Genomic DNA, 25,360 nt, shown 5'->3' on the forward strand with positions numbered 1-25,360 from the left:
GTGACCGCGGATCTCGTCCCCATGCCGAGCGTGCTGCTCGACCGCCTCGCCTCGCTTGGAGTCGACGTCGAGCGTGTGCTGCGGCATGCGGGCGTCCTGCTCTCGCGCTTTCAGGAGCCCAAGGCCCACCTGACGACCCGCGAGTTCATGGCGTTCTGGCACGCCGTGGAGGCCGTGGGCGGGGGGCGGGATCTCGGTCTGCGCATCGGTTCCGAAGCGCGGCCCCACCAGTACGACGTCGCGTCGATGGCCGCGCTCCACTCACCGAACCTCGGCGAGGCGCTGAAGAAGCTCGCTCGGTACAAGCGCGTCGTCTGCCCGGAAGAGGTCGTGAACGACATCTCCCACGGCGAGGCGCGGGTCCGCTTCCACTGGCTGCTCGCCGAGGGGCCGCTGCCCATGTTCCTCGTCGATGCGACGTTCGCCTCCACCCTGGCGCTCGCCCGCCGCGGCACGGGCAAGCCGCTCGTTCCGCGGCGCCTCGAGCTCGCGCGGCGGCGCTCCGATGCGGACCTGCTCACCCGTCACTTCGGGTGCAAGGTCCGCTTCGACGCGCCCGTCGACCTGCTCGTCTTCGACGAGGGCGCGCTCGCCGAGCCCTTCGTCACGCACAACGCCGACCTGCTGACGCTCCTCGTGCCCGGCCTCGAAACCGCGCTGAACGAGCGGTTGGACCGGCGCAGGCTCGCGGACGACGTCCGCACGGCACTCCGCCGCCGCATGCACGGCGAGCGCCCCTCCGTCGAGAAGCTCGCGAAGGAGCTGCACCTGAGCCCCCGCACGCTCCAGCGCCGGCTCGAGGAGGAGGGCGCGACGTACCAGGGACTGCTCGACGAGGTGCGCCATGAGTCCGCACGCAGACTCCTGGTGAGCACCGACCTCGATGCCAGTGAAGTGGCGTTCCTGCTGGGCTACGAGGAGCTGAACTCGTTCATCCGCGCATTCAGTGGGTGGGAGGGGACGACTCCGACCCGCTGGCGTGGAGCTGAGCGGAGCCGCGCTCCCAGCTGACGCGTCCATGGCCTCCCTGACGTGTCAGGCGACCTCCCGCGCTCCGCGGCTCCCTCGGCGGCGTAGAGGGCGGACCCTGCCTGGAGGACGGCCCGGACGCTGGCACGTGGCTTGATTGAGCGCTGGTGCCTCCAGCCTCAACACCCCAGGGAGTCCGCCCATGAAGCACCTCGTGTTCATCCTGCTTTTCACCGCGGCCACCGCGCACGCCGCGGCGCCGTTCGCGACCGACAAGGAGCGGGACAGCTACTCCATCGGTCAGGACCTCGCGGCCTCGGTGAAGCAGCTCGAAGTGGACGTGGACGTCAACGCGTTGGTGCAGGGCCTGCGCGACAGCCTGGAGGGGAGGGCCTCGCTGATGAGCGCGGCGGACCTCACCCAGTCCCGGGACAGGGTCCAGGGCTCGATGCTCCAGAACCGCAAGAAGAAGCGCGACGCGGACTCGGCGAAGTTCGGCAAGGCGGGGCAGGACTTCCTCGTGAAGAACAAGGCCGAGAAGGGCGTGGTCACCACCGCCAGCGGGCTCCAGTACCAGGTGCTCACTCCCGGCACCGGTGCGAAGCCCGGCCCCATGAGCCGCGTGGTGTTCGACTACAAGGCCAGCGTCGTCGGCGGCACGGAGTTCGACAGCTCCGCCTCCCGAGGCAAGCCCGCCACCCTGGGCGTCAGCGACAACATCAAGGGCTGGACGGAGGCCTTCCAGCTCATGCCCGTGGGCAGCACGTACCGCTTCACCGTGCCGCCGCAGCTGGCGTACGGCGCCCAGGGGCTCCCCGGCAAGGTTCCGCCGAACGCGGCGGTCGTCTACGAAATCACCCTGCGCGAGATTTCGAAATGAGCGGCCTGAACAGACACGTGGGGCTGGTCGCCGCGCTGCTGTTGATGGGCACGACGGCCGCGGCGCAGACGCTCGACTGCCAGACCTCCCAGGAGCGGATGCCCCTCTCGGGACTGACGCCCAACCCGAAGGCGGTGGCGACGGTACCGCTCGACAAGCAGAGGGCGGGCTACGTCCGGGTGGGCGGCGGGTGCGAGGTGTCCCGCTTCGGCTTCGAGTCCGTGCACGCCGCGGTGATGGTGCAGAACGCGCCGGACGGGGAGTTCGGCTGGCGTTGCAAGGGCGCGGACCCGGCGCTCATCTCCAATCCGGCCTGGGCTCGCGCTTCCGTCACCTATTGCAGGGCCGCCGACGCGGGCGGCGCCACGCTGCCGCTGCAATGCACGACGCTCACGAAGAAGACGGGCCTGTTGCGCAACCCCACCGTCGAGGTGACGCTCACGCCGACGCTCGTCTCCGACGGCTACGTCGTGGTCTCCGGCGGCTGTGACACCTCGCACTTCGGCAGCGGCTCCGTGCACGCGGAGAACGTGGTCATCTCCAGGCCCACGCCTGGAGGACAGGGCTGGTACTGCCAGGCGGCGGACCCGCCGAACCACGGCCAGGACGCCACCGTCGAGGCGTCGCTCGTCGCCTGCCGCGTGGGCCCCACCGCGGTGACGCCGAAGCCCAACCTCCAGTGCACCGTGACGCCGGGCACCCAGGGCACGGGGGCGTATCCGAAGTCCTTCGCCAGGGGGCCGGCCAAGGCGCTGGGTGGCGGCTGCGAGTTGTCCTACGCCGGCAACGGCTCCGCCCACGCGGAGTTCATGGTGCAGCAGGGGCCCCAGGCCGACGGCAGCTGGGCCTGTCTCGCCGCGGACCCGCCGCTCATCTCCAACCCCGGCAACGCGAAGGCCAGCGTGGTGAGCTGCAACCTCACCACCACCGCACCGCCGCCGCCGGTGACCGCGCCGACGACGCGAAAGAATCCCATCATCGTCGTCGGCGGCACCCTGGCGACCGAAATCATCTACTGGGTCCTGGAGGGACGGCTCCGGGCGGACGGCTACTACGTCGAGTTCTTCGAGCTGCCCGGAGGAGGGCTCATCGACATCCGCGAGGGTGCGCAGTACCTCAAGAACCGGGTGGCGGAGGTGCTGCTGAAGACGGGCGCGGAGAAGGTCAACCTCATCGGCCACAGCCAGGGCGGCATTACGGCCCGGACCTACGTGCATGATTTCGGCTGGCGCCTCGTGGAGAACCTCATCAGCCTGGGCACGCCCCATCAGGGCACCCACGCCGACCCGCTGCTGGCCGCGCTGCTGGTCGGGTGCCTGGGCCAGCCCACCGACAAGCCCATCTGCACCCAGCTGCGCGCCGGCCCCTTCCTGACTGAAATCAACCAGCGGGCCTCCGACGACGGCATCGGCTACACGAACATCAACAGCATCAAGCCTCTCGACGTGTTCACCGACGGCTACACCAACGGCCGCATGGTGAACTGCGACCGCACGAACGCGCAGGGGCAGCCCCTGCGGTGCAACATCACCGTGCAGGAGGATTGCCCGGGCAACCTCGTCGAGCACATCGGGCTCGCGGCCAATGGAGTCGTCTACAGTGGCATCCGGCAGGCATTGAATCGCCAACCCATCCAGCTCGACTGCTCCGCGCTCTGAGAGGACATGACAATGAATGACAAGAAATGGTTGTCCCTGCTGCTCCTGGCGTTCCTGACACTCCCTGGCGCCGCCTTCGCGGCCACGCCGACCTACCAGATCCAGTCCATCGAGGGCTGGACGGTGAATGTCGACACCCGCCTGCCGGCGATGAACAAGGCCGCGACGGACAAGGCCCTCGCGCTCCTGACGGGGCAATTGAGGGAGATCGTCCGGCTCGTCCCCGCCGGGCCCGTGGCGCAGCTGCGCAAGGTGACGCTGTGGCTGTCGCCGCCGTACGCCGGCCAGCCGCCGAGGGCCGAGTACCACAACAGTCCCATCTGGCTGAGCCAGAACGGGCGCAATCCGGCGATGGCCCGTGGCATCGAAATCTCGAACGTCCTCGTCTACGAGGCGGAGTCGCTGCGGATGCCCTTGTTCGTGCTGCACGAGCTGTCCCACGCGTACCAGAACCAGGTCCTGGGCGATGGGAATGCCGACATCAAGGCGGCCTTCGACCGTGCCACCGCGAGCAAGACCTATGACCGCGTGGAGCGCTTCAACGGCCCCGGCCAGCCCAACACGTTCGAGCGCGCCTACGGCATGAACAACGGGGCCGAGTTCTTCGCGGAGACGACCGAGGCGTTCTTCGGCCGCAACGACTACTTCCCGTTCACCCGCGACGAGCTGGCCCGGCACGACCCGACCACGCTGGCGATGCTCCAGAAGGTGTGGCAGGTCTCGCAGGCCCCGGCTCCGCAGCAGCCGGCGCCGCAGGTGCCCGCGACCGCGGGCTTCGACACCCGCTGCCACTACCGGCTGACGACCTTGTGGCAGGGCGACGGGATGTCGCTGGACATCATCAACGATGGCAGGAACACCACGCCCATCCTCGCGAAGACGGCCATGGTCTCCGGGCAACTGTGGAAGTTGATGCCCGAGGCCAACGGCGCCTTCAGGCTGGTGACGCAGTGGCGCGGCAACGGCTTCTCCCTGGCCAACACCGCGGGCAACAGGCCCCTTCTCGTCAACACGGCCGCCGCCCCGGAGCAGTTGTGGAGGGTGACGCCGGAGGTCAACGGCGCCTTCCGACTGACGAACGTGGCGCAGAGCGAGACCCTGTCGCTGGACATCATCAACGATGGCAGGAACAACGCGCCCATCCTCGCCAAGAAGGCCCTCGTCTCGGGGCAGCTGTGGAAGGTGACCCCCGTGAGCCCCTGTCCCTAGTCCGCGGGCCGTCCATGGCCTGCTCGCCTGCTCGGCGCGGCGGACATACAAAAAACCGCTAATAACGAAGTTACGTGGAATACATTGATTCAGCGTTTTGATGAGGAGTAAGAAAGCGTCGGCGCGCTCGTGCGCCCAGAGCCTCCTCCGAGAGGAATCATGCTCAACAAGAAGCTGCTACTTGCGAGCCTGCTGATGTCTGGCGTGGCCTCGGCCTCATGGGTCGACCGGCCCGTGACGCTGATTGCCCAGCAGTACGACCAGTGGTGCCATGCGGCGTCCATCGACATGGTTGCCACCTACTGGGGCGATAGCTTCTGGACCCAGTGTGACATCGTGAAGAAGGAGTTCGGCTCCACGACCTGTCCCAACAATCCCACGGCCTCCATCGACCAGACGTGTACGGGCCTGCAGGGAATGGGCTACCTGTGTAGCGTTGCCTACGCGCCGCTGACGTTCGCCCAGTCGTTCTCCGACGTATACACATACAACCGCCCCTTCATCCCTCGCATCGGCTGGACGAGCGGTGGCGGTCACATCATGGTGATGCGCGGCGTGGACGACGTGGGGCAGTACGTCAAGTACAACAACCCGCTGCCGGTGGGGACGGGCTCCACCTCGTCGTGGGTGACGTACACGTACTTCAAGAACAACAGCAGCTGGAACTGGACGCACACCGTCTGGAACATCCGGAAGTAGCCCCTTCAGGCAACCACAGGTGAATCCCATGAACGCGATGAAGTCTTTCGTTTCGACGTGTGTGGCCCTGGTCCTGCTGGCGGGCACTTCCTCCCTCGCGGCCGACGCTGACAAGGCGCGCATCGACGAGCAGGTGGCCTTCGGCCTCAAGGAGGTCCAGCGCATCCTGGAGCGTGAGGCCGCGGGCCTCGCGGAGTTCGGCATCCAGGACCGTGGTGAGCTGCAGAAGCTCCAGGTGGGCGCGCCCATCGAGGCGTTCCGGTTGGATCCGCAGGGCCTGGAGGCGTACACGCCGGGCAAGAAGATTGCCCCGCTGCTGACGCCGATGGACGAGCTGTACTACCCCGTGCTGGTGAACGGGAAGGCGCGGCTGGTGATGTGGCTGGCGAAGCTCGACGGCACCTGGCAGTTCGCGGGCTTCGGGCAGTCCGACCTGGGCCCGGCGCTCGCCGGGCTGACGGCGCGGCACACGAAGGCGGGCGCCCGCCTGAAGGTCGTCATCCAGGCGCAGACGCAGGCGAAGATGCTGCTGGTGGAGCAGGGCGGCGCGGAGAAGGTCTTCTACCTGTCCAGCCACCCGTGGAGCTTCAACGCCGCCATCCGCAGTGACATGACCGAGCTGCGTCAGCCGGAGCTGATGGAGCAGCTCAAGGAAGCCACCCGGCAGATGCTGCGCAACTGATGGCGTGACAGCGGTCCTCGAGTGCACGCGGCCCGCCCGGAAGCCCTCCGGACGGGCCGTGGTGTTTTTCGCCGCGTCGTGGGGCCTCGGTGTAGACATCACCCATGGTCCTCCTCACGGAGAATGGCGCCCGCCGGGGCCCGAAGGTGCGCTGTCCTTCCTGCACGCGGTTCAATGCGCCGGGCCTTCCGTGTCCGGAGTGCGGCTGCGGCCCCGTGCCGCCCGAGCGCTATGGCGCCGCCCGGATGCTGTTCCACGCCGGTGTGGACCGCTTCGCGCTGACGGAGCGGCTGGAGGCACTGGCGCCGTCGCAGGCGGAACAACTGGAAGCCCAGTACGCCACGCTGTGGACCGGGGTGCTCCGCCTCCTGGAGGACGTGCGCCGCTGTGAGCCGGACCTCCTGCTCGAGGGCTTCCCGGAGGAGGTGGAGGACCTGTGGGCGCGGTGGCTTCCCTGGCGGGTGCCTTCCTTCGAGGCAGGGGAGGCCTGGGGCTCGCACGACGAGGTGCACTGGCTCACGGCGCTCGCGGCGCTGAACCGGGGAGAGACCGCGCCGGCCATGGTGTCCGCCGCCGTCTCCTGCCTGCACGACGAGGGGCGCTTCGGCCTGGAGGCGGCGCTGGCCCTGACGCGGTGGCGGGTGTGGCCGTATGTCCGGCTCTCCCGGCAGGGGCGCGAGCGCATCCAGCAGAGCGCCCGCGTCATCGCCGCCAGGCACCCGGAGCACGAGGCCCGCGCCGCCGTGGCCTGGGTCCGCGCCGCGGGGCGGGAGCCGGAGGTGGACATCCTCTTCACGCTGCGAAAGGGGCTGCACCACCCGGATGCCGACGTGCGCTTCGAGTGCGCCCTCTGCCTGGAGGACGAGGACGGGCTGCTCGCGGCGCTGGACTCGCCCGACGCAAAGCAGGTGTCCGAGGCCCGCCGCAGGCTGGCCGCGCAGGGCTCCGCGAGGCTTCTGGACCGCCTGTCCGCCAGCGGCGATGCGGACTTCGCCCGCGACGTCCTGAAGCGGCTGCCTTCGTCCACGCCTCCGGGCACGCTGGAAGTGTTGCTCTCCGTGTCGGCACGGGTGAAGGGCGGGCTCGCCAGCGAGCTGCACGGCTGGGCGACGGGGAGCCCCTTCGCGGAGCTGCCGGCGGAGGACCAGGCGCGTTGGGCCGCCTGGGCACTTGGCACCCTGCGAGAGCTGCCCGCCGAGGACGCGCTGCGCTTCCTGGAATGGGCCGCCGCCGCGCCGGACGCCGGGGTCTCGCGGGCGGTGCGAGCCTTCGAGTCCGCCGCCGCCGAGGCCCTCGCGCGGGCGACGCCGTCCGAGCGGGCGCGGCTGCTGCGGGGCTCCGAGTTCGTGCGGTTCCTCTCGCTCGCGGGGCCCGAGGAGACACCCCTGCTGCACATCTGGTCCCGCGACGAAGTCTGTGCGGAGCCGCTGCTCGACACGCTGGCGTCCCTGACAGGCCGACTGGACCGATGGGGGCAGTCCGCGAACGGGCAGGCAGCGCGATTGCTGATGGCGGTCTGGGCACAGCCTGCACGAAAGCGGCTGCTGGGCCCGCTGGCGGCGGCGGTGCGGTCCTGGAGCGGCATCTCCGGACGCGAGGAGCTCATCGAGGCCGTGTGGCGGCGCTTCCAGGAGTCGCCCGAGGAGCGCGAGGACCTGCTGACCACCTTCGAGCCCTGGAGGCGGGAGTTGTGGGAGCGGCAGCTCGCGGCGGAGCCGGACCCCGTCGCGCGCTTCGAGGCCTGGTGGCGCGTGGACGCACCCACGCGGCTGCCGGAGCGGGTGAATGACCTGGTCCGCGAGTCCCCCATGGTGGTGGAGGACCTGCCCCGGCGCCTTGCTCGCGTGTGGGCGGCGGCGGAGTCGCGCGTGGACGCCTGGCCCCGGTCCACGTCCCTCGCCGTGTCGTGGGCGGCGGCGGTGCTGTCCGGCGAGCTGCGCAATGGGACGGATGCGCTCGCTCCGGAGGCGGAGCGCTTCCTGGAGTGGTTCCCGGACTTCGAGCGCCGGGTCCTCGCGGCGCCGCCGGCCGGGGGAGAGTCGAGCTACCACCGCCACTTCCTGGAGGACCTCCACGTCGACGTGCGGATGATGCGGGAGCGGCTCGAGCGCCGGCGCGAGGACGCGGAGCGGGCGCGGGAGCAGGAGCTGCGGCGGAGGGTGGAGGAGTCGCGGCGGAGGGACGAGGAGCGACGGGCGGAGGCGGCCCGGCTCGACGCCGAGCGACGGGCCGAGGAGGCGCGCGTCCACTCCGCGACGCTCCTCGCGTCGCTCCCGCCCGTGACGACGACAGCCCTTTCGCTCCCGGGAGTGCCGGGCCTGCCCATCGACGACGAGATCGTCCTGGACGGCGCGCGGCTCCCCACGTTGATGCACTACGTGCGGCTCCTCAAGGCCATGAGCGGCGCCGCGGACGTGCTGGCGCTGTTCGCCGCGCACGGGCTGACGGTGGAGACCTGGACCGTCGAGTGCAACGCCTGGGGGCAGGTGATGATTCGCCGCCCGGACCTGGCCATGCGCTTCGGGGCGCTGATGTCGGCGCCCTGGGCCTGAGCGCCTCCGGGTTCCACGTCACAGGCGACCGCGTCCACCGTCAGGAGGGTGGGGGGAGCGTTCGGCTCTCCCGGAACCTGTCGCCTCGCAAGGACTCCCTCCATGGCTCCCGCTCTCGCTCCCCAGGAGTATCCGTTCACCGTCGTCGGCGTCCTGGAGATCTACTTCGAGGAAGACGACGTCCTGAAGAAGTGGGTCGGTAGCGGGTACCTCCTGAAGACGGCGGCGTACCCGGCCCGCAGGGACCTCGTCCTGACCGCCGCGCACAACCTCGTCTATCTGCGCAAGCCGAGGCTGCAGGAGGTGCACTTCACCGTCTACGGAGACCGCGACGTCTACGGCATCGCGTCGCGTGGGAACGGCAGCCTCCGGTACGCGATTGCCCCGGGCTACGACGAGCACCCGAACAACCCGGCGCTCGACTTCGGGGTGATGGTTCTCCAGGAAGGGGTGCGAGGTGCGAATGAGCCCCTGTCGCTGACCATCGTCGGCGACACGCTCCGGGTGGCCGCGACCATCGCCGGAGGCGTGAGCGCCAGGGTGAGGGAGGGCGACCGCAGGGTGTTCTGCAGCTCCGTGACGGCCGAGAAGCAGCGGAACACGCCCCTGTACTACCCGGTGGACGCGACCGAGCAGGGGATGAGCGGCGGCCCCGTGCTCGTCGAGAGGGACTCCGTGTGGACGTCCAGCGGCGTCGTCACCGGGACGGGAGACGTGGACGGCATCCTCCGCGGAATCGCGGCGCCAATCTTCGCGCAGACGGCGGAGATCATCGACGCGCTGATTGAGACCTCACTCGCCGGGTGACGGAGCTCAGCGGCGGCGAAGGCTCCGCTCGAGGCATTCGAACTCCGCCTCGTCGCCGCTCATCGCCTGGTCGCAGGTCCGCATCAGGCTCGAAGGGTCCTGCTCGACGGTGACCGCCAGGCGCACGCACTCCAGCTCCTGCTCGTCACCGTCGAAGACCTCCGCGCAGGTGCGGATCGCATTGGAGGGCTCGTAGATGGACCTCACCGCCGAGTAGAAGCACTCCAGCTCCGCGGTGTCTCCATCCATGGCCTGCTCGCATGCCGTCAGCGCGGCGGAGGGCGCCCGGGCCACCTTGGCGGCGACGCGGACGCAGTCCAGCTCGTTGGTGTCTCCCTCCATGCTCGTGTCACAGGTCTGGATGATGGAGGTCGGGTCGTAGGTGAAGGCGGAGACCACGTCGAGGCAGGCCACTTCGTTCTGCTGGCCGTCGAAGGTCTGCCCACAGGCCTGCATCACCGAGGGCACCGCGGCCCAGTTCTTCCGCGGGGGCGGCGGCTGCGGGGGCGGCGTGGGCTGAGGGAAGGGCTGGGGCGGCGGAGGCTGGGGAGTGGGCTGGGGCGGTGGAGGCTGGGGGGAGGGCTGAGGCGGCGGAGCGTTGCGGCTCACGCGCAGGGTGAGCTCGGTGATTTCCACGTCGTACAGCTTCATCCACTCCAGCCGATGCTGGTCGTTGCCACCGTCCACGCGGACCTGGAGCTCGGAAGTGCCCTGGTTCCACGGGAGCGGGAAGCTCAGCCGGTCCTGTCCCTTGCGCAGCGCGGCCCGGAGGCTCGTCCCACGCTTCCCTGAAATCTTGAGCACCAGCTCGGGCTGGAGCCGGCGGCTCTTCATCCACTCCCAGCTCCGCTCCTGGACCTTGTATTCGAGGACGAGCTGCCCGTTGGACTCGTAGGCGGCGAGCCCCTCCAGGTGGATGTAGCCCGGCTCGGGGGCCGCCACGGAGGCCGTGCTGGACAGGAGGAAGAAGACTCCCAAACAGATACTCAACAACCGAGAATTCAACATGAAGTCAGTGCTCGATGGGTGGTGCGCTCGATGGAGCGGTCGGGTGAATCAACGATTCATGACGGGAGCGCAAGCTTCGTATTCTGTGTTTCAACCGTCACGCATACCCGACGTCCTGCCAGGAGCCGGTCCCCGCGGCAGGGGGCCCCGAGCGCGGGAGCAGGACGGTGAAGCAGGTGCCGACGCCCTGCGTGCTCTCGACGTGGATGTGGCCGCCGAGCGCCGAGACGATTTCGTGAGCGATGTAGAGGCCGAGCCCGAGCCCGCCGTATTCACGCGAAGAGACGGCGCGCTCGAAGCGTCCGAAGATGTGGGAGAGCCTGTCCGGCGCGATGCCGATGCCATGGTCCTTCACCGTGAGGTGCGCGATGCCTTCTTCGGATGTGACGGAGAGCTCGACGGGATTGCGGTTGCCGAACTTGAGGGCATTGGCGACGAGATTGGTGATGACCTGCTCGAGGCGGGTCCTGTCCCAGCACCCCGCGACGGGCGTCTCCGCGCGGAGGACGAGCGGGGTGCCGGAGCGGGCTGACTCCTCGCTGAAGGACTCGACGACGTCGCGGGTGATGGCGGCGAGGTCGACGTCCTCGAGCTGGAAGTGGACCTGACCCGCCTGGAGCCGGGAGACGGAGAGCAGCTCGTCGATGAGGCGCGTGAGGCGACGTATCTGTCGCCGGGCGCTCGTGGAGGCGCGGGAGACGGCCTCGGGAGAGGAGGGTGCATTGCCGCGCTCGAGCCCCTGCAAGGAGAGGGTGAGTGAGGTGAGCGGGGTGTACAGCTCGTGCGCGGCGATGGAGAGGAACTCGTCGCGCAGGCGGACCGCCTCGCGGGCCTCATGGTACAGCCGGCGGCGCTCCTCGACCTCGACGTGGAGCTTCTCGAACAGGAGGCTGTTCTCCAGGGAGATGGCCATCTGACTGGAGAGGAGCTGGAGGACCCGGACGCGGTCGGGCGCGAAGGCGCGGGTGGCGAGGTTGTTCTCCAGGTAGAGCACTCCGATGGAGGAGGCCTGGCGGCGGATGGGGACGACGAGGGCGGACTTGAGGGCACGGGAGACGACGTAGGGGTCCGAGGAGAACGCGCTCTGGCGGGCATCGGCGAGGATGATGGCGTCCCCGGAGCCGTAGGCCTGGGCCACCATGGTCGGTGGGATGCGCTGCGAGGCGTGGAAGGGGATGCGCTCGAGCGAGACGGGCTCGGAGGTGGAGCCGAGGGCGCGCACGAGAAGGGAGCCATCCTCATGGAGGAGGAGGGCGCCGCATTGCGCGCCACCGACCTCGAGGCAGAGCGTCATGAGCTTCTCGAGGAGTCTGTCGAGGACCACTTCTCCGGAGAGCGTCTCCGCCGCCTTGAGGATGCTGAGCAGGTCCAGGCGGGCCCCGCGCGCCTCCTCGCCGTCGCGCGTGGTGGGCGTCTTCCAGGGCAGGGCCTCGCCGAGGGCGAGGTCCGGGAACTCCTCCGTGAGCGCCGCGACCTTGGCCTTGGCGCCCCAGCGGGCGAACCCCTTCACGGCGGCCTGGAGGTAGGGGGTGGCGATGCGGCGGTGGCCCAGGGCGCGGTAGAAGCGGCCGGCCAGGTCATGGGCGAGCGCCTCGTCCTGCGCGAACCCGTTCTGGTGCGCGGAGTCGATGGCCGCGTCGTACAGGTGCATCGCCTCGCTCTGGCGGTCCTCGAGGCGGGCGAGCTCGGCGGCGACCAGCAGGTGCTTCTGGCGGAAGTTCTCGGGGCAGCCCCGGGCCCAGGTGTCGAGCTGGTCCAGGTGCTCCCTGAACTCGACCCGGAGGGAGTCCTTCTCGGAGGCGGGGGCCGCGGGGTGGTACGCCGCGAGCGTCAGCGCCGTGTAGAAGGCGTATTCAATCGCGGGGAGCAGGGGCCGCACGAGGTGGAGGTTCGGACGCGCGGCGCGAGACGTCTCCAGGGCATCGGTGAGGTCTCCCAGCAGGAAGGACGTCTGGATGCGCAGGACCTGGTACTCGCAGAGGACCAGGGGACTGTCGCGGATGCAGTCGAGGTACTCCTTCTCGGAGAACGCGTCATCCTCGTAGCGCGCCCGCTGGTGGGTCCGCTCCTGGAGGCACCGGATGGCCTGACGGTAGGCGCGGAGCAGGCCCGCCATGTCCCGGTGGCGGACCTTCTGGATGAACACCCGGCTGCTCTCGCATTCGGCGTAGACGACGGAGAGCTCGGCGCCCATGGAGAAGAGGACCTCCACCATCTGCGTGGCGGCATAGCTGGCGAACAGGAAGTCGTTGCCCTCCATCCCGGCGGCGAGGGCCCGTCGCAGCAACGGGACGTTGGCCCGGTACGGCGCCCGCCAGTGACTCACGCCACCGGCGAACGTGGTCAGGGTCCGTGCCTCCTGCTTCGGGTCGCCGTAGCGCCGGCTCAGCTCCACCCCCACTTCGCCGAGCTTCATGGCGGTGTCGTAGTCGCCCTTGGTCACCTCGAGCATCAGCGCGTAGGCCACATAGAAGTGCGAGGACTGGGGACCGTGTCCGTGCTCCAGGGAGAGGTGGAGCATCCGCACCTGGAAGTAGGTGAAGAGCGCGGTCTCATCCGCGAAGTATGCGGCCATGACGACGCTCGACAGGAACCGCATGAGGGTGAGGAGTCGTGGGTCCCTCGTGGACGGGGCGGCCAGCAGCTCCTCCCGGGTGCGGCCCCGCAGCAACCCGCTCACGGCGGCGGACTCCTCCGCGACGGCCCGCTCCAGCTCGCGCTCGGGTGGCGCCTGTCCCAGCAACCGCAGCCCCTTCCTTCCCCACCGGAGCGCCTCCGGGTAGTTCCGCGCGAGGGTGTAGGCGATGACGTGGGTTTCGTAGAGGTTCACCTTCTCGAGGTCCGAGCCGACATGAGGCAGCGCGTCCTGGATGAGGGCCTCCGCGAGGGCGGGGTCGCCGGTGAGGTGTGCACACTCCGCGGCTTGCCGGTGGAGGAGGAGTGCCAGCTCGGGTCGTGACTGCCACGTGTCTCGCGGGAGGAGCGCCAGGCCCTGCCGCAGGTAGACGAGCGCGGAGCTGAAGGCCGAGGTCGCCGCGGCCTTGCTGCCGGCGCGCGAGTACAGCTCGGCGAGCTGGAGGCGCTCGGACGGCTCCAGGCGCTGGCTCGACTCCAGGCCCATGTCGAAGTGGTCGACCACCTCGAAGATCCGCTCCTCGAGCTCGTGCTCGGAGACCCCCTCCAGCAACCTGCGCCCTATCTCGCGGTGGATGTGGCGCCGCTGCTCCTCGGGGAGCAACGAATAGACGGCCTGCTGGATGCGGTCGTGCACGAAGCGATAGGTGGCGGCTGGCGCCGGGGGGCTCGCGTGAGCCCGGCTCGAGTTTCGCCTGAAGCGGGGGCCCAGGAGCTCCGGGACGAGCAGTCCTTCCCGGAGGGCACTCCAGAGCGCGCCGGCCGTGTCCTCGGCGGACCTCCCCGCCACGGCGGACAGCAGCCAGAGGTCCACCCTGTCGCGGAAGCAGGCCGCCACCTGGAGGATCTGCTGGGTGAGCTCGGGCAGCTGGCGGACGGCCCGCAGCATCAGCTCGATGACGTTTTCGCTGACCGCCACCTGCTGGATGTGTGCCAGGTCCCATTGCCACATCCTCCGCTCGGCCTCGAAGACCAGGAGCCCGGACTGCTGGAGGAACCGCAGGAGCCCCTTGATGAAGAAGGGATTGCCCGCCGTCTTCTGCAACAGCAGCTCCGCCAGGGCTTCGATTCGCTGGGGCGTGCTGTGGAGGGTGTCGCCGCAGAGCCGGGTGAGCGCGGGGAGGTCCAGTGGGGGCAGCTCGAGGGTGCGGAGGTGCGTGCCCGAGGCGTGCATCGCCTCCAGGGCCGGGAGCAGGCGATGGTCCGCTCCTACGTCCTTGGGACGATAGGCGCCGACGAGCAACACATGGCGGAGGTCCGGTGCCGTGGCCAGGCACTGGAGCAGCTGGAGCGAGCCCGCGTCCGCCCATTGCATGTCATCCATGAAGAGGACGAGCGGACATCCGGGGGAGGCGAAGACCTGGATGAACGCCTGGAACGTGAACTGGAAGCGGCTCTCCGTCTCGGTGGCGCCCAGGGAAGCGGGTGGCGGCTGTTGTCCGATGAGGCGCGCCAGCTCGGGGATGAAGCGGGTCATGATGCCGCCGCCAGTGCCCAGCGCGTCCCCCAGGCGCAGGCGCCAGGAGCGGATGGCCGTGGGCGGCTCCTGGAGCAGTCCCCGGACGAGCCCTCCCAGCGCCTTCACCAGGGAGGCATGGGGCGCATTTCCGTGGAGCTCGTCGAACTTGCCGCAGAGGAATCGGGCGCCGCGCTCGAACCGTCTGTGCAGCGCGTGGACGAGCGAGGACTTGCCGGAGCCGGCATCGCCCGTGATGAGGATGACCTCACTGGGACCGGCGCGGACGCGCTTCAGGGCACCACGCAGCTCCGCCAGCTCGTGCTCACGCCCGTACAGCTTGTTGGAGATGACGAGCTCGCGCGCCAGGTCATGCCAGGCGAGAGCGAAGGGCGCGATGGCGCCGGAGTCCTTCCACTGGCGCCAGGCTTCGCGCAGGTCGAGGTCGAGGGCCTCCGCGCTCTGGTAGCGCTTCTCGGGCATCTTCGCGAGCAGCTTGAGGACGATGTCGGAGAGGACCTTGGGGACGGCAGGGTTGAGCTGGTCCGGGGGGACGGGGGGACGGGCGAGGTGGGCGTGGATGAGCTCGACAGGGTCCGCCGAGACGAAAGGAGGGACGCCGGTGAGCATCTCGTAGAAGGTGGCGCCGAGGGCGTAGAGGTCGGCGCGGAGGTCGACGAGCCGGTTCATCCGTCCCGTCTGCTCGGGCGCGATGTATGACAGGGTTCCTTCGGAGGCTCCGACGAGGCCCGTGGCCTTCGTCGCGGTGCCGAAGTCGATCAGCGTCAACCGCCGGGTGTCGGGCCGGACGACGATGTTGGAGGGGTTGATGTCCCGGTGGATGACGTTGCACCGGTGAAGATGCAGGACGATGTCCACGACCTGGGTGGCCAACTCCAGGAAGGGCTCGGTCGCGAGCGGCTCCTGCCCCAGGTGCCGCTCGAGGTCCAACGGGCCGGCGTCCTCGAGGACGAGCGCCAGGATTCCCTCCACCTCCGTCAACTCGATGGGCTTCACCACGCCTGGAACGTCCAGCCGGCGGAGCATCTCGTGCTCGTGGCGGAGCGCGGCGGTGGCGTGGGCGGAGTAGGGCCCGGGCTGGACCTGCTTGATGACCCGGGGCTCGCCTGAGCGCTCCTCCCGGACGCGGAATACGGCGTACTGGCGCCCCTGGTGGATTTGTAGAAAGTCGCGGTAGCCAGGCATCTGGAGCAAGCGACCTCCTCCTGGACGGAGCGGCACGACCTCCGCCCCCAACTTCAGCATGGAGGTGGAGGGGAGGCTTCAGAAGCATCGGGAGGGGAGGCTACCGGCTGCTCGCGCACAGGGTCTGCCGGGGTGGCTTTCGGAAGGACAGCGGGCCGTGGGTGTCGTGACGCCTGACAGAAGAGTCGCATAGGCTCGCTTCGCCCCTAGCGAAAGGCTCCGACTTGAAGGCCACCTACACACTCAGCCACCCCGTGCTCCCCATGGGGGCGTCGTCCAAGATCGACCTGCTGGTGACGTTCTCGGCGGAGGGTGCGGCGTCCACGCGGCGCTCGCTCAACCTGGGGCTCGTCATCGACCGCTCGGGCTCCATGGCGGGTGCGCCGCTGAAGAACGCCCTCCAGGCCTCGCGCGAGCTGGTGGAGCGCATGGGCCCCGAGGACTCGCTGTCCATCGTGACCTATGACGACGCGGTGGCCACGGTGCTCGCCCCGACGAAGGTCACGGACAAGGCGGCCATCGGCAAGGTGCTCGCCAGGGTCAGCGCGGGCGGCTGCACCAACCTGAGCGGCGGGTGGCTCAAGGGCGTGGAGCACGTGAACAGCCAGCTGTCCGGAGAGCGCATCAACCGCGTGCTGCTGCTCACGGATGGGCAGGCCAACGCGGGCATCCGGGACGCGGGCCAGCTCACCGAGATGGCGCGGGAGAAGTCCAGCGCGGGCATCATCACGACGACGCTGGGCTTTGGCGCCAACTTCAACGAGGACCTGCTCATCGGCATGGCCAATGCCGGCGAGGGGCACTTCTATTACATCCAGTCGCCCGAGGACGCCGCGGGGGTGTTCGGCATCGAGATGGAGGGCCTGGGCTCGCTGGTGGCGCAGAACCTGGAGGTGGTCATCAAGCCCGCCTCCACGGTGAAGGTGTCGAGCGTGCTCAACCGCTACCGCCACGAGGCGCGGGGCCAGGAAGTCACGGTGGGGCTGGGGGACGTGTACGCCACGGAGCCACGGCAGCTCGCGGCGGAGCTGTCGGTGCAGGCGCCGTCGTCGGCCGGGCCCACGACGCTGGCCACGCTGGTCTTCCGGGCGCAGGTGGTGGTGGACGGGAGCGTGCGCGAGCTGAAGGGCGAGGTGCCCATCCTCGCGCAGCTGGCCCCGGCCGCGGAGTCGGCGGCGGTGCTGGTGGACAAGAACGTGCTGACCCAGACGAGCCGCCTGCGCATCGCACGCGTGAAGGACCAGGTCATCGAGCTGGCGGACAAGGGAGAACTGGCCTCTGCCTCCAAGCGTCTGCGCGAGGTCATCTCCGAGGTGTCACTCCTCCTGGACAAGGCGTCGTACGAAATCTCCGAGGAGGTGGAGCAACTGGCGCACTACGCGCAGCGGCTGGAGTCGCGCACGTACGATGCCGTGATTCGCAAGGAGCTGAGGGACCAGTCGTATCAGGCGGGCACGCGCAACCGTGGAGACCTGGCGCTGCGCGGAACCGCGGGAGGCTCGGCGGACAGCCTGGACGCGGTGAGCGACGCGGGCGGTGGCATCGTGCTGGAGTGCGTGCGCGAGGGCGGCAAGCTGCGCGTGCACACCGTCTCCGCGGGGTATGACCCGAGCTTCAACGTGCAGTTCCCCCGGAGCGTGCGCGAAGAGGGTGTGCGCTACGTGGTGGACAAGCTGGAGACGTCCGGCGACGGCACCTTCTACCGGGTGGTGGGGAACATCAAACGGCTGGGGGCGCCGGGACAGACGCGGTCGGCACGGAGCCAGGCGGCGGCCCCGGCGAAGACGGGCAAGGCCTCGAAGGTGACGGCGAGCTCGGCGGCGGACCTGCCCACGACGACCAGCGTGGGCACGGGCGTCATCATCCAGTGCATCAAGGAGGGCAGCAAGCTGCGCGCCCGCGTGGTGTCGGACGGCTACGACCCGGACCTCAACATCCGCTTCCCGCGCGACATCCGGGAGGAGAACGTCCTCTACGTGGTGGATGAGATCATCACCATGGCCAATGGCAGTTCCTACATCGCCTGCGGCGACATCCGCCGGCTGGTGCAGTAGGGGCCTTCGCGGTAACGGTCAGGCCCCGAACACGCGGTCCTCCACCAGAACGGATTGCCAGCACGGTAAGCCACCCCCACCGTGCGCCAGTCTCGAAGGAGGACGCTCGTGAAGACTCTTCGCCTGGGGCCCTGGCCCGCCATCGCCACGCTCGCGCTCTCCGCGGTGACACTCGCGGGGTGCGACGACGACGATGACGACCCTCCCACCGAGTCGGAGCTCGCCACCGAGGCCCTGCTGCGCATCTCCAGCGACGCACCCACCGACCTGCCGGACAACGTGCCGGAAGACCTTCGGCGGGTGACGCTCGGAGGCGCGCAGTACGACCTCCTCGAGCTCCTCGGCCGTCCCTCCGGCTCGCGGCCGTCCGCGCGCATCGTGGCCGCCTACCAGACCGTCGACACGCCGGCAGACCCGCCGCCCCTGGGTACCAGCACCACCGCCCTTCCACCGGACTACACCCGGTCGGCGCCAGCGGCCCAGGTCTACGAGTGCCGTCAGACGGGCGGCCTCTTCGCGTGGGCCTTCGTCCAGCCGGAGGCGGGGCTCCAGCCCCTGACCACCGAGCCCGTCCCCGGGCTGGAGACGCTCGTCCTCGACCACTTCCGCTACCCGGGCGGTATCGACTACGGGCCCCCCACCGGAACGCCTCCCGTGGGCCCGTCATGGCGGGTGTCCGCCCCGGCGCTGAACCAGGGCGAGCCCACCTTCGGGCAGACCCTCTTCGTCGGAGCCGCCGATGCCTCGGTGCCCAACGGGGCCGGCAACGTCCCGCTGCTGAGGCTCTCCAACGCCGCGCGAATCGACCAGGGGCTCCCGTCCGACGTGTTCTCGCGGACCACGTCCGATGGCACCCAGTTGGGCTACGTGCTCCGGCTCGACACCGTGGGAGGCGTTGCCCCCACGGCGGGCTGCGCGGGCGCCGAGGACGTGGGCAAGCGGGAGCGGGTGCCGTACTCGGCGGGCTACTACTTCCTCGAGGTCCTCACGCCGCCTTGATGGCGCGGGCCGGGTCAAGCGGCACTGTCGTGCAGGAAGCCGCGGGCGAAGTCGCCGCTCAGGAACTGGCTGTCGAACGCTTCCATGCCGGCCATTCTCGCGAAGGTCCTCTGGAGGATGGCCTCTGAATCCATGCCGACCTGGTCGCCATGGCGCTGGAGCTTGCGCACTTCCCGGACTGCCAGGCGTATGAAGAGCCTCCACCACAGCTTCAGCAGGGCTGTCTTGACGGGGCCCGAGTGCGCCATCAGCGTCTGGACTCCGAGCCGGGTGCCGGCGATGTGCCGTGACTCGTCCTTCAACATCAGGCGGATCATCTCCTTGCCCGTCGTGTCGACGGTGTCGAGCTCCAGGCTGCGCTGGAAGATGGTGGCGGCCAGTGTCTCGGTGAAATAGGTCGCCAGAATCCAGCGCTCCACCGGCATGGGGCCCGTCGTGGCCAGGAAGACGAGCAGATCAAACGCTTTCAGCCTGGCGGGGGGCGCGTTCAGCTTGTGCAGGTAGGTGCGAAAGACAAACAGGTGCTTGGACTCGTCGTAGCACTGGGTGGAGTAGTAGGTCACCATCTCGCTGGTGTCGAAGAGGTGGGCGGCCTTGTTCATCAAGCGCTGGATGATTTCGAGGCCCTGCCACTCGCCCTCGTAGAAGTACTGGAGGATGTTGATCCAGCCTTCCTTGATGGCGCCCAGCTCGATGGGGCGGCTCCAGTCAATGGCCGTCTCGGGGTTCCAGTCCGTCGCGAAGGCCAGGCGGGACAGGCCATCCCAGGTTTTCGCGGTGACCTTCTCCAGGGGGGCGGCTCGGCTCGTTTCCATGGTGCCGGAGCCAAGCCCGGATGACGGGCGGGGACAATGAACTCCGAGGCGAGGAGGGGAGCGGAGTGCGTTGGCGGACAGCTGGATTGCTCTCGGGTGTGAGCCGAATGGGCCGTACGCCACGCCGTCATGACGTCGACCGGCTCGACGGGCCGGTCGACGTCCAGGACCTCTGGCGTGCTACATGTCCGCGAGCTGCCGCACTTCGCACTCGACGTTCCACTCGTCGCCGTGCACCTCGAGGAAACGCCGGGTCAACTCGAGCGCCTCCTCCATCGAGTCGGCCTTGAGCATCGCGTAGCCGCCGACCACTTCCTTCGTCTCGGTGAAGGGCCCGTCGGTGCGGCTGAGCTTGCCGTGGTTGTTGCGCAGGCGGACGCCCGCGGAGGTGGGCTGAAGGCCGGCCGTCTCGATCAGCACGCCCTTGGCCGTCATCTCCTCGATCAGCTTCCCCATGTCGGCCATCAGCTTCTCGCTGGGCATCTGGCCGGTGTTCTCCTGGACTCGGACCATGGACAGGAAGCGCATGTGACTCTCCTTCGTCGATAGGTGGGTGAAGCCGGGCGGAAACGCCCGTTTCAGGGTGGCGACGACCGACCGGGGACGGAATCGACACGCCTTTTTCGAATGTCGACGCCGCAGTGCGTCAGCGAGAGCTCAGGTCAGCGTCCCGCACTCGGCGATTCGCCGGACTCGAAGCGCGGCCAGCCGCTCCAGCGGCGCCGCCGCCTCCGGCCCCTCGAGCAGCGCTACCGCGCGGGCGACCGCATCCAGGGTGGAAAGCCCGGAGGGGTGCGAGGGCTCGCGGAGTCGGAGCAGCCCGGGCTCGGGCGGCGGTAGCACCAGCCGGGGAAGCAGGCGCAGCGCGGGGTGTCGCTGGGTCATCCGCCGAGCCTGCGACCAGCTTGCATCCAGCACCACCAGTTGCCTCGGCGCCGGGGCGTCCGGCGGCGCGGTGGGGCCGTCAGGGTAGAGCAGCCAGGTGCCGGGCTCCGTGAGCAGGGTGGTGTCCAGGGCCTCCGCCGGAGAGCCGTAGGTGAGCAGCCGGGTATTCGCGAGGGCCAGCGCGGCCACCCGCCCCGTGTTGCTCTTCTTGCCCGCCTCCATCACGTGCTGGAGGAGGAGGAACCGGGTGCGCGTCTCCACCCGGGGAATCTCCTCACACAGGCAGAGGTGTTCCGGAAGGTTGCAGCGCTGGCAGCGGGGGCGGCGGTAGACGCGGTGGGACATCTCCCTCACTCGTACCGCAACGAATTGCGCCAGCCAATTGCTGAGGGCCAAGCCCCTCGAGAGGGTCCCCGCGGACGCACCCTCCGGCAAGGATGGCGTGCCAGCGCCGCCGCTTCGTCGGCGTCGGACACAGACCTGATGCGGAATCCGACGTAGAGTCGATGTCTCACTCCGGGGGACTCGATGCGCTCACGTTCGAGACCGCAGCTCTGCTTGTTGGCACTCCTGGTGGCCCTGGCCGCCTGCTCCGACTCCAACGGTGGCGACGATGATGCCGATGCCGGCTCCGACAACGCGAAGGTCGACCGCATCATCGTCACCCCGGATCAGGGCTTCCTCTGGGTGGGCGAGCGGCTGACGCTGGCGGCGTTCGCGTACGACAGGGACGGCACGCTGCTGGAGGACGTGAGCTTCACCTGGTCCGGCACCGACGCCACGGTGGCGGGCGTCGAGGACGGGCGCGTGGAGGGCGTCTCCTCGGGCGCATCCCTGGTGACCGCCTCCGCCGGAGACGTCTCGAGTTCGCCGGTGGCGGTGCTGGTCATCGACGCGCCGGAGGACATGCGCAGCTCCGATGAGTACCTCGCCGAGGCCGCCGAGGCGGGGCTCGTCACGCCGCACGAGGTGCTCACCTACCGCGTCTACGCCGCCTTCAAGGACTCGCGCCTGCCGCTCCAGTACAAGGGCCGCGCGAGTGGCGCCTTCGAGACGGAGGCGCTCCAGGACGTCATCGACCAGTACGAAACGCTGCCCGCCGAGACGAAGGCCGCGCTGGACCCGTTCCTGGTGCCGCCCGCCGACGGCGCGAGCTGGCTCGCGCCTCCCGGAAGCGGCCAGGGGCTCAGCATCGGCCGCCCCACCTGCAAGTCCGACACCGACGGGTGGGTCTACGTCAACTCCAATCAGGCGAAGGTCAACGTCTGGTATCAATTCACCATCCCCGGCCAGAAGGAGAAGGCCAAACTGGTGTCGGAGGCCATCGAGAAGGAGATCTGGCCCCGGCTCTTCGACGTGCTCGGCTTCCCTGAGCCCCTTTCGGACGCGGATTCCGGCTGCTCGAACTACGGCCCGAAGCTCGACGTGTTCCTCGTGCGCAACGTCGACTTCCGCGGCCTCACCGTCCCCGAGCTCGGTGCGCCGTATCAGTCCTCCGTGTTCATCATGCTGAACGAGTCGCTGACCCCGGACGAGCTCAAGGCCGGCGCCGCGCACGAGCTGATGCATGCCAGCCACTGGGCGTTCCGGACGAAGTCCTTCCAGACGAGCTACGGGTGGCTTCGCGACGCGGTCGCCAACTGGGCCATCGACGCCGTGTACGGCAAGACGCTCCAGCTCGAGCAGGACTTCGCGAACTGCTACCTGCGCACGCCCGAGCTTCCGCTCCAGGACCGCGCCAAGGGCCACTGCGACTCGAGCAAGTCCGACGTGGAGCGTGACTACGGTGCCTATCTCTGGCTCCAGTACATCTCCAACACGTACAGCCCTTCGATGGTGAAGAGCATCCTCGCGGCGACGCAGTCCGTCGACACCGGCGTGGAGGCCATCGACAACGTGGTGCCGGGAGGCTTCCAGAAGCACTGGCCGCTCTTCGGGAAGATGCTCTGGAACCAGGCCCCGGTGGACACGAAGCCCGCGTCCTTCGCCACGTGGGACACGCTGAATGAGCCGGTGAAGAGCGTGGACACGAGCGGCGATCTGGGCGGCGCGGCGGAGAAGAAGGACGAGCTGGAGCCGGAGCTGAAGAACCTCTCGCACCGCGTCTACCACTTCGACTTCCAGGACCCGGCGACCCACTCGGTGCTTTTCTACAACGGCTTCTTCGAGCCGAAGAAGGCGGGCAAGCACGTCAAGGTGCAGGCGCTCTGGCTGGACGGCAACAGCGCGTGGCAGGAGGAGGACTGGTCCGACTACGAGTTCGTCGGGCTCTGCAGGGACATCAGGGGCCAGCGCGTGCAGCACCTGGTCATCATCCTGAGCAATGCGGAGACCGAGCCGGGGGGCAGTGTGACGGCCACGCGGACGCCCTACCTCAAGCGCAACAACATCGGCTGCTGGAAGATTCAGGGAACGGTGAACGCCTTGACGAAGCAGCCGGGCTGGACGGGGATGGGGCGCCAGGGCGTGGTCACGGTGGGCTTCGAGTTGGATGCCGCGGCCACGGCGCTGGACTTCAAGCACCCGCAATTTCCGGACACGCTCCGGCTCGGAGCGAACATGCTCATGTCCCCGAGCGGCACCTTCTTCTTCGAGGTGGCCTACGGCAGCGGCGGCTGCTCAAACCGCTTCGGCCCCGCCAGCTTCAATATTGCACCGTTCTCCGGCTTCCTGCAGACGAACCCCTTCCCCGAGCTGCACAGCCCTGACGCCACGGTGACGGAGTGGCTGAAGCAGCCGGCGCGCGCGTACGTCGGCGCGCTGGTGGACAACTCGAGCATCGCCGAGGTGGTCTCCGGCCTGGGCTGTGACAGCCCCGAGTACACCGTCCCGGGAGGCCTGCTCGTCACCAATGACGAGAAGAACGGCGTGTACGTGAATCCGCCCCAGGTCCTGCCCGACGGGAGCTTCGTGAATTCCTTCTCCGAGTCGGGATTCACCTTTGACTGGATCTTCACGCCCCAGAGACAGCCCTGACGCGCTCAGCGCACCGGCTTCGGGACGTGCTGATCAATCAGGATGGGGTTTCCATCGGGGTCGATGAGCATGAGGCTCGCGGGGCCGGTGGAGGACTCGTCGGCGACGGAGGCGAGGGTGAGGCCTCGGGCCTGGAGGGTTCGCTGGAGCTCGCGGACGTCGTCGAAGTCGGCGAGTGCATGGGCGTTGCGGTCCCAGCCGGGATTGAACGTCAGGAGGTTCTTGTCGAACATGCCCTGGAAGAGGCCGATGGTGCTGGTCTCGTTCTGCAGGATGAGCCAGTTCTGGGCCGGGTCACCGCCGATGGCTCGGAAGCCGAGCTTCTCGTAGAACGCGCGCGAGGCAGCGAGGTCCTTGACGGCGAGGCTCACGGAAAAGTTGCCGAGGCGCATGGAGGTGGCTCCGGTGGGCGGGGTGATGGTGGGTTGGCGAGGAGGCGTCGCCGCGCACCCGCTCAGGGTGAGGACGAGCAGCGCGCCGCTGAGGACTCGAAACATGGGGTGCTCCAGGGGGGGCCGGGTGCGAATGCCGTTCGGCACGGTACCTGATTCCAACAGCCTCCAGGCACGGCACTCCCATCGGGCGCCCCGGCAATCGTCATGGCGCCAGCTCGCGATTCAATGCCTCGGCCATTCGCGAAACCGCCCCCGGCAAGGTGTCGAGACTGTGGGTGCCGCCGTCGTACTCGAAGTAGGTGAAGGCATTGCTCGGGGAGCCACGCCCGGCGTCCGCCATCGCAGCGGCGAGCGCGCGCGAATATTGGACGGACGCCGTGGAGTCGGCGGTTCCATGGTGGACCTGGGTCGCGGGCAACCGCGCCGGCGCGGCCAGCGCGCTCGTGGCCGCCATCCGCCGCCGCATCTCCACGTAGCCGGCCTCGGTGATGAGCAGGCCGGCATCGGGCTTCACCGTGACCTCATCAACCGGGATGAGTGAGCGGAGCAGCAGCGTCGCGGGGTCTCCCGGAGCAGCCACCGCGCCAGCGACAGCCGCTTCGAAGAGCTCCGGTGTCACCCCGGCGAGCGCCACCCTGAAGTCGGTGGTGCCGTAGGCGTCGATGACGAGGTCGAAGCGGTCGTCGAGGGCCCCCAGCGACAGCGCCACCATCCCACCGCGGCTCTCCCCGAAGATGGCCACGCGGTTGCGGTCCGCGAGCGGCGTCGTGGTGAAGACCGCGGACAGGAGCGCCGCGGTATCCGTCAGGTCGGTGGTGCCGATGAGCGTGTCGCCCCCGGAGCTGTACGTCGTGTTGGCAATGCGGAGCCGCTCACCCCTGTAGGAGGGGATGACGTAGATGAGCCGCTCCCTGAGGGGCTGCCCGGGAATGCGGAAACCGAGCTCCTCCACGGTGAACGGCGGCAATCCGCCATCTCCCGTGTACCCGCCATGGGCGTACACGAGCACGGGCGCAGGCGCGGTCAACGAGGCCGGCACCAGCACGACGCCGACGTGGTGTGAGCCGCCGACGAGGTGGTCGAGCACCCGGTAGGCCATCGGTACGGTTCCCAGCGTCACCGTCCCGCTCGCGAGTTGCGTGACGTCGCGCGCCGCGAGGTCGCGAGCAGCCCACTCCTGCTCCACGAGCTGAAGCTCCGCGGACGTCACGGGCGCCAGCAGCTCCCCGAGCACGAGCGGTCGGGGCGTCCCTGCGTCGGCCTCATCCGGGATTTCGCCGCCGCCCGCCGGACTGCTGCATGCGACGGAAGCGCCGACGATTCCAAGCACCGCGGCCCCGAGTGCCGCCAGCATCCGTGTCTGCCTGCTCATGGGTGGGGTCTCCTTCGTCGCCAGTCGCGACGCCCGCACCCGGTCGTATCAGGACATGAAGAACGAAGGGACGCTGCTCTCAGGCGCGAAACCTCCTGTCTGTC

General features: G+C 69.0%; 18 protein-coding genes. 11 read left to right on the forward strand and 7 right to left on the reverse strand.

Annotation, left to right across the window (positions count from 1 at the left end; translation table 11 throughout):
* The 8 genes from OV427_RS42575 (at position 1) to OV427_RS42610 (ending at position 9,456) form a co-directional block, all read left to right on the forward strand.
* Entirely contained in the window at positions 1–1,011 is a 1,011-nt protein-coding gene (locus OV427_RS42575; protein ID WP_267861960.1) for an AraC family transcriptional regulator, read from the forward strand.
* A 160-nt stretch (positions 1,012–1,171) separates the two neighbouring features.
* On the forward strand, positions 1,172–1,849 hold the full coding sequence (locus tag OV427_RS42580) for an FKBP-type peptidyl-prolyl cis-trans isomerase (RefSeq protein ID WP_267861961.1): 678 nt from the start codon (positions 1,172–1,174) through the stop codon (positions 1,847–1,849).
* Positions 1,846–3,507: an esterase/lipase family protein gene (locus tag OV427_RS42585; RefSeq protein ID WP_267861962.1), complete on the forward strand. Its 1,662-nt coding sequence runs from the start codon at positions 1,846–1,848 to the stop codon at positions 3,505–3,507. Before OV427_RS42580 ends, OV427_RS42585 begins: the two co-directional genes overlap by 4 nt.
* A gap of 12 nt (positions 3,508–3,519) precedes the next feature.
* Positions 3,520–4,716, forward strand: coding sequence for a hypothetical protein (locus tag OV427_RS42590; protein ID WP_267861963.1), 1,197 nt, complete (start codon positions 3,520–3,522; stop codon positions 4,714–4,716).
* 159 nt (positions 4,717–4,875) lie between these two features.
* Positions 4,876–5,415, forward strand: a complete 540-nt coding sequence (locus OV427_RS42595) for a papain-like cysteine protease family protein (protein WP_267861964.1) — start codon at positions 4,876–4,878, stop codon at positions 5,413–5,415.
* A gap of 28 nt (positions 5,416–5,443) precedes the next feature.
* Positions 5,444–6,097, forward strand: a complete 654-nt coding sequence (locus OV427_RS42600) for a hypothetical protein (RefSeq protein WP_267861965.1) — start codon at positions 5,444–5,446, stop codon at positions 6,095–6,097.
* 104 nt (positions 6,098–6,201) lie between these two features.
* Positions 6,202–8,649 carry a hypothetical protein gene (locus OV427_RS42605; RefSeq protein ID WP_267861966.1) on the forward strand — a complete coding sequence of 816 codons (2,448 nt, stop codon included), beginning with the start codon at positions 6,202–6,204 and terminating at the stop codon, positions 8,647–8,649.
* A 102-nt stretch (positions 8,650–8,751) separates the two neighbouring features.
* A complete protein-coding gene (locus OV427_RS42610; RefSeq protein ID WP_267861967.1) occupies positions 8,752–9,456 on the forward strand; it encodes a trypsin-like serine peptidase in 705 nt (234 codons plus the stop codon).
* A gap of 6 nt (positions 9,457–9,462) precedes the next feature.
* Here the strand turns inward: OV427_RS42610 and OV427_RS42615 are convergent, their stop codons facing one another.
* Together OV427_RS42615 and OV427_RS42620 are read right to left on the reverse strand one after the other, a co-directional pair.
* Complete coding sequence (locus OV427_RS42615) at positions 9,463–10,434, reverse strand: hypothetical protein (RefSeq protein WP_267861968.1); 972 nt, start codon at positions 10,432–10,434, stop codon at positions 9,463–9,465.
* Between the two features lie 127 nt (positions 10,435–10,561).
* The gene (locus OV427_RS42620) at positions 10,562–15,760 is read right to left on the reverse strand and encodes an ATP-binding sensor histidine kinase (RefSeq protein ID WP_267863565.1); all 5,199 of its coding nucleotides are present in this window, start codon (positions 15,758–15,760) and stop codon (positions 10,562–10,564) included.
* Positions 15,761–15,984: 224 nt separating this feature from the next.
* On the opposite strand from OV427_RS42620, the gene OV427_RS42625 reads away from it, so the two are divergent.
* A complete protein-coding gene (locus OV427_RS42625) occupies positions 15,985–17,814 on the forward strand; it encodes a vWA domain-containing protein (RefSeq protein ID WP_267861969.1) in 1,830 nt (609 codons plus the stop codon).
* A gap of 108 nt (positions 17,815–17,922) precedes the next feature.
* Entirely contained in the window at positions 17,923–18,813 is an 891-nt protein-coding gene (locus OV427_RS42630) for a DUF3455 domain-containing protein (RefSeq protein WP_267861970.1), read from the forward strand.
* A gap of 14 nt (positions 18,814–18,827) precedes the next feature.
* Here the strand turns inward: OV427_RS42630 and OV427_RS42635 are convergent, their stop codons facing one another.
* The 3 genes from OV427_RS42635 to OV427_RS42645 form a co-directional block, all read right to left on the reverse strand.
* Positions 18,828–19,628 (reverse strand): ferritin-like domain-containing protein, encoded by an 801-nt coding sequence (locus OV427_RS42635; protein ID WP_267861971.1) that lies wholly within the window; start codon positions 19,626–19,628, stop codon positions 18,828–18,830.
* A 180-nt stretch (positions 19,629–19,808) separates the two neighbouring features.
* Positions 19,809–20,156 (reverse strand): YciI family protein, encoded by a 348-nt coding sequence (locus OV427_RS42640; RefSeq protein ID WP_267861972.1) that lies wholly within the window; start codon positions 20,154–20,156, stop codon positions 19,809–19,811.
* A gap of 129 nt (positions 20,157–20,285) precedes the next feature.
* The gene (locus tag OV427_RS42645) at positions 20,286–20,858 is read right to left on the reverse strand and encodes a tRNA-uridine aminocarboxypropyltransferase (protein ID WP_267861973.1); all 573 of its coding nucleotides are present in this window, start codon (positions 20,856–20,858) and stop codon (positions 20,286–20,288) included.
* 213 nt (positions 20,859–21,071) lie between these two features.
* Between OV427_RS42645 and OV427_RS42650 the strand changes: the two genes are divergently transcribed.
* Positions 21,072–23,489: an Ig-like domain-containing protein gene (locus OV427_RS42650; protein WP_267861974.1), complete on the forward strand. Its 2,418-nt coding sequence runs from the start codon at positions 21,072–21,074 to the stop codon at positions 23,487–23,489.
* A 5-nt stretch (positions 23,490–23,494) separates the two neighbouring features.
* Here the strand turns inward: OV427_RS42650 and OV427_RS42655 are convergent, their stop codons facing one another.
* Both OV427_RS42655 and OV427_RS42660 read right to left on the reverse strand, forming a co-directional pair.
* Positions 23,495–23,986 carry a VOC family protein gene (locus OV427_RS42655; protein WP_267861975.1) on the reverse strand — a complete coding sequence of 164 codons (492 nt, stop codon included), beginning with the start codon at positions 23,984–23,986 and terminating at the stop codon, positions 23,495–23,497.
* Positions 23,987–24,086: 100 nt separating this feature from the next.
* On the reverse strand, positions 24,087–25,256 hold the full coding sequence (locus tag OV427_RS42660; RefSeq protein ID WP_267861976.1) for an alpha/beta hydrolase family protein: 1,170 nt from the start codon (positions 25,254–25,256) through the stop codon (positions 24,087–24,089).
* Positions 25,257–25,360: the final 104 nt, after the last annotated feature.

The sequence above is a fragment of the Pyxidicoccus sp. MSG2 genome (assembly GCF_026626705.1).
Classification (GTDB): Bacteria; Myxococcota; Myxococcia; order Myxococcales; family Myxococcaceae; genus Myxococcus.

Excerpts from the sequence above, each read along its gene's own strand:
- OV427_RS42660 (WP_267861976.1), bottom strand. The coding sequence starts at position 25,256 with ATGAGCAGGCAGACACGGATGCTGGCGGCACTCGGGGCCGCGGTGCTT.
- OV427_RS42580 (WP_267861961.1), top strand. The coding sequence starts at position 1,172 with ATGAAGCACCTCGTGTTCATCCTGCTTTTCACCGCGGCCACCGCGCAC.
- OV427_RS42605 (WP_267861966.1), top strand. The coding sequence starts at position 6,202 with ATGGTCCTCCTCACGGAGAATGGCGCCCGCCGGGGCCCGAAGGTGCGC.
- OV427_RS42610 (WP_267861967.1), top strand. The coding sequence starts at position 8,752 with ATGGCTCCCGCTCTCGCTCCCCAGGAGTATCCGTTCACCGTCGTCGGC.
- OV427_RS42645 (WP_267861973.1), bottom strand. The coding sequence starts at position 20,858 with ATGTCCCACCGCGTCTACCGCCGCCCCCGCTGCCAGCGCTGCAACCTT.
- OV427_RS42620 (WP_267863565.1), bottom strand. The coding sequence starts at position 15,760 with ATGCCTGGCTACCGCGACTTTCTACAAATCCACCAGGGGCGCCAGTAC.
- OV427_RS42640 (WP_267861972.1), bottom strand. The coding sequence starts at position 20,156 with ATGCGCTTCCTGTCCATGGTCCGAGTCCAGGAGAACACCGGCCAGATG.
- OV427_RS42635 (WP_267861971.1), bottom strand. The coding sequence starts at position 19,628 with ATGGAAACGAGCCGAGCCGCCCCCCTGGAGAAGGTCACCGCGAAAACC.
- OV427_RS42655 (WP_267861975.1), bottom strand. The coding sequence starts at position 23,986 with ATGTTTCGAGTCCTCAGCGGCGCGCTGCTCGTCCTCACCCTGAGCGGG.
- OV427_RS42595 (WP_267861964.1), top strand. The coding sequence starts at position 4,876 with ATGCTCAACAAGAAGCTGCTACTTGCGAGCCTGCTGATGTCTGGCGTG.
- OV427_RS42585 (WP_267861962.1), top strand. The coding sequence starts at position 1,846 with ATGAGCGGCCTGAACAGACACGTGGGGCTGGTCGCCGCGCTGCTGTTG.
- OV427_RS42590 (WP_267861963.1), top strand. The coding sequence starts at position 3,520 with ATGAATGACAAGAAATGGTTGTCCCTGCTGCTCCTGGCGTTCCTGACA.
- OV427_RS42600 (WP_267861965.1), top strand. The coding sequence starts at position 5,444 with ATGAACGCGATGAAGTCTTTCGTTTCGACGTGTGTGGCCCTGGTCCTG.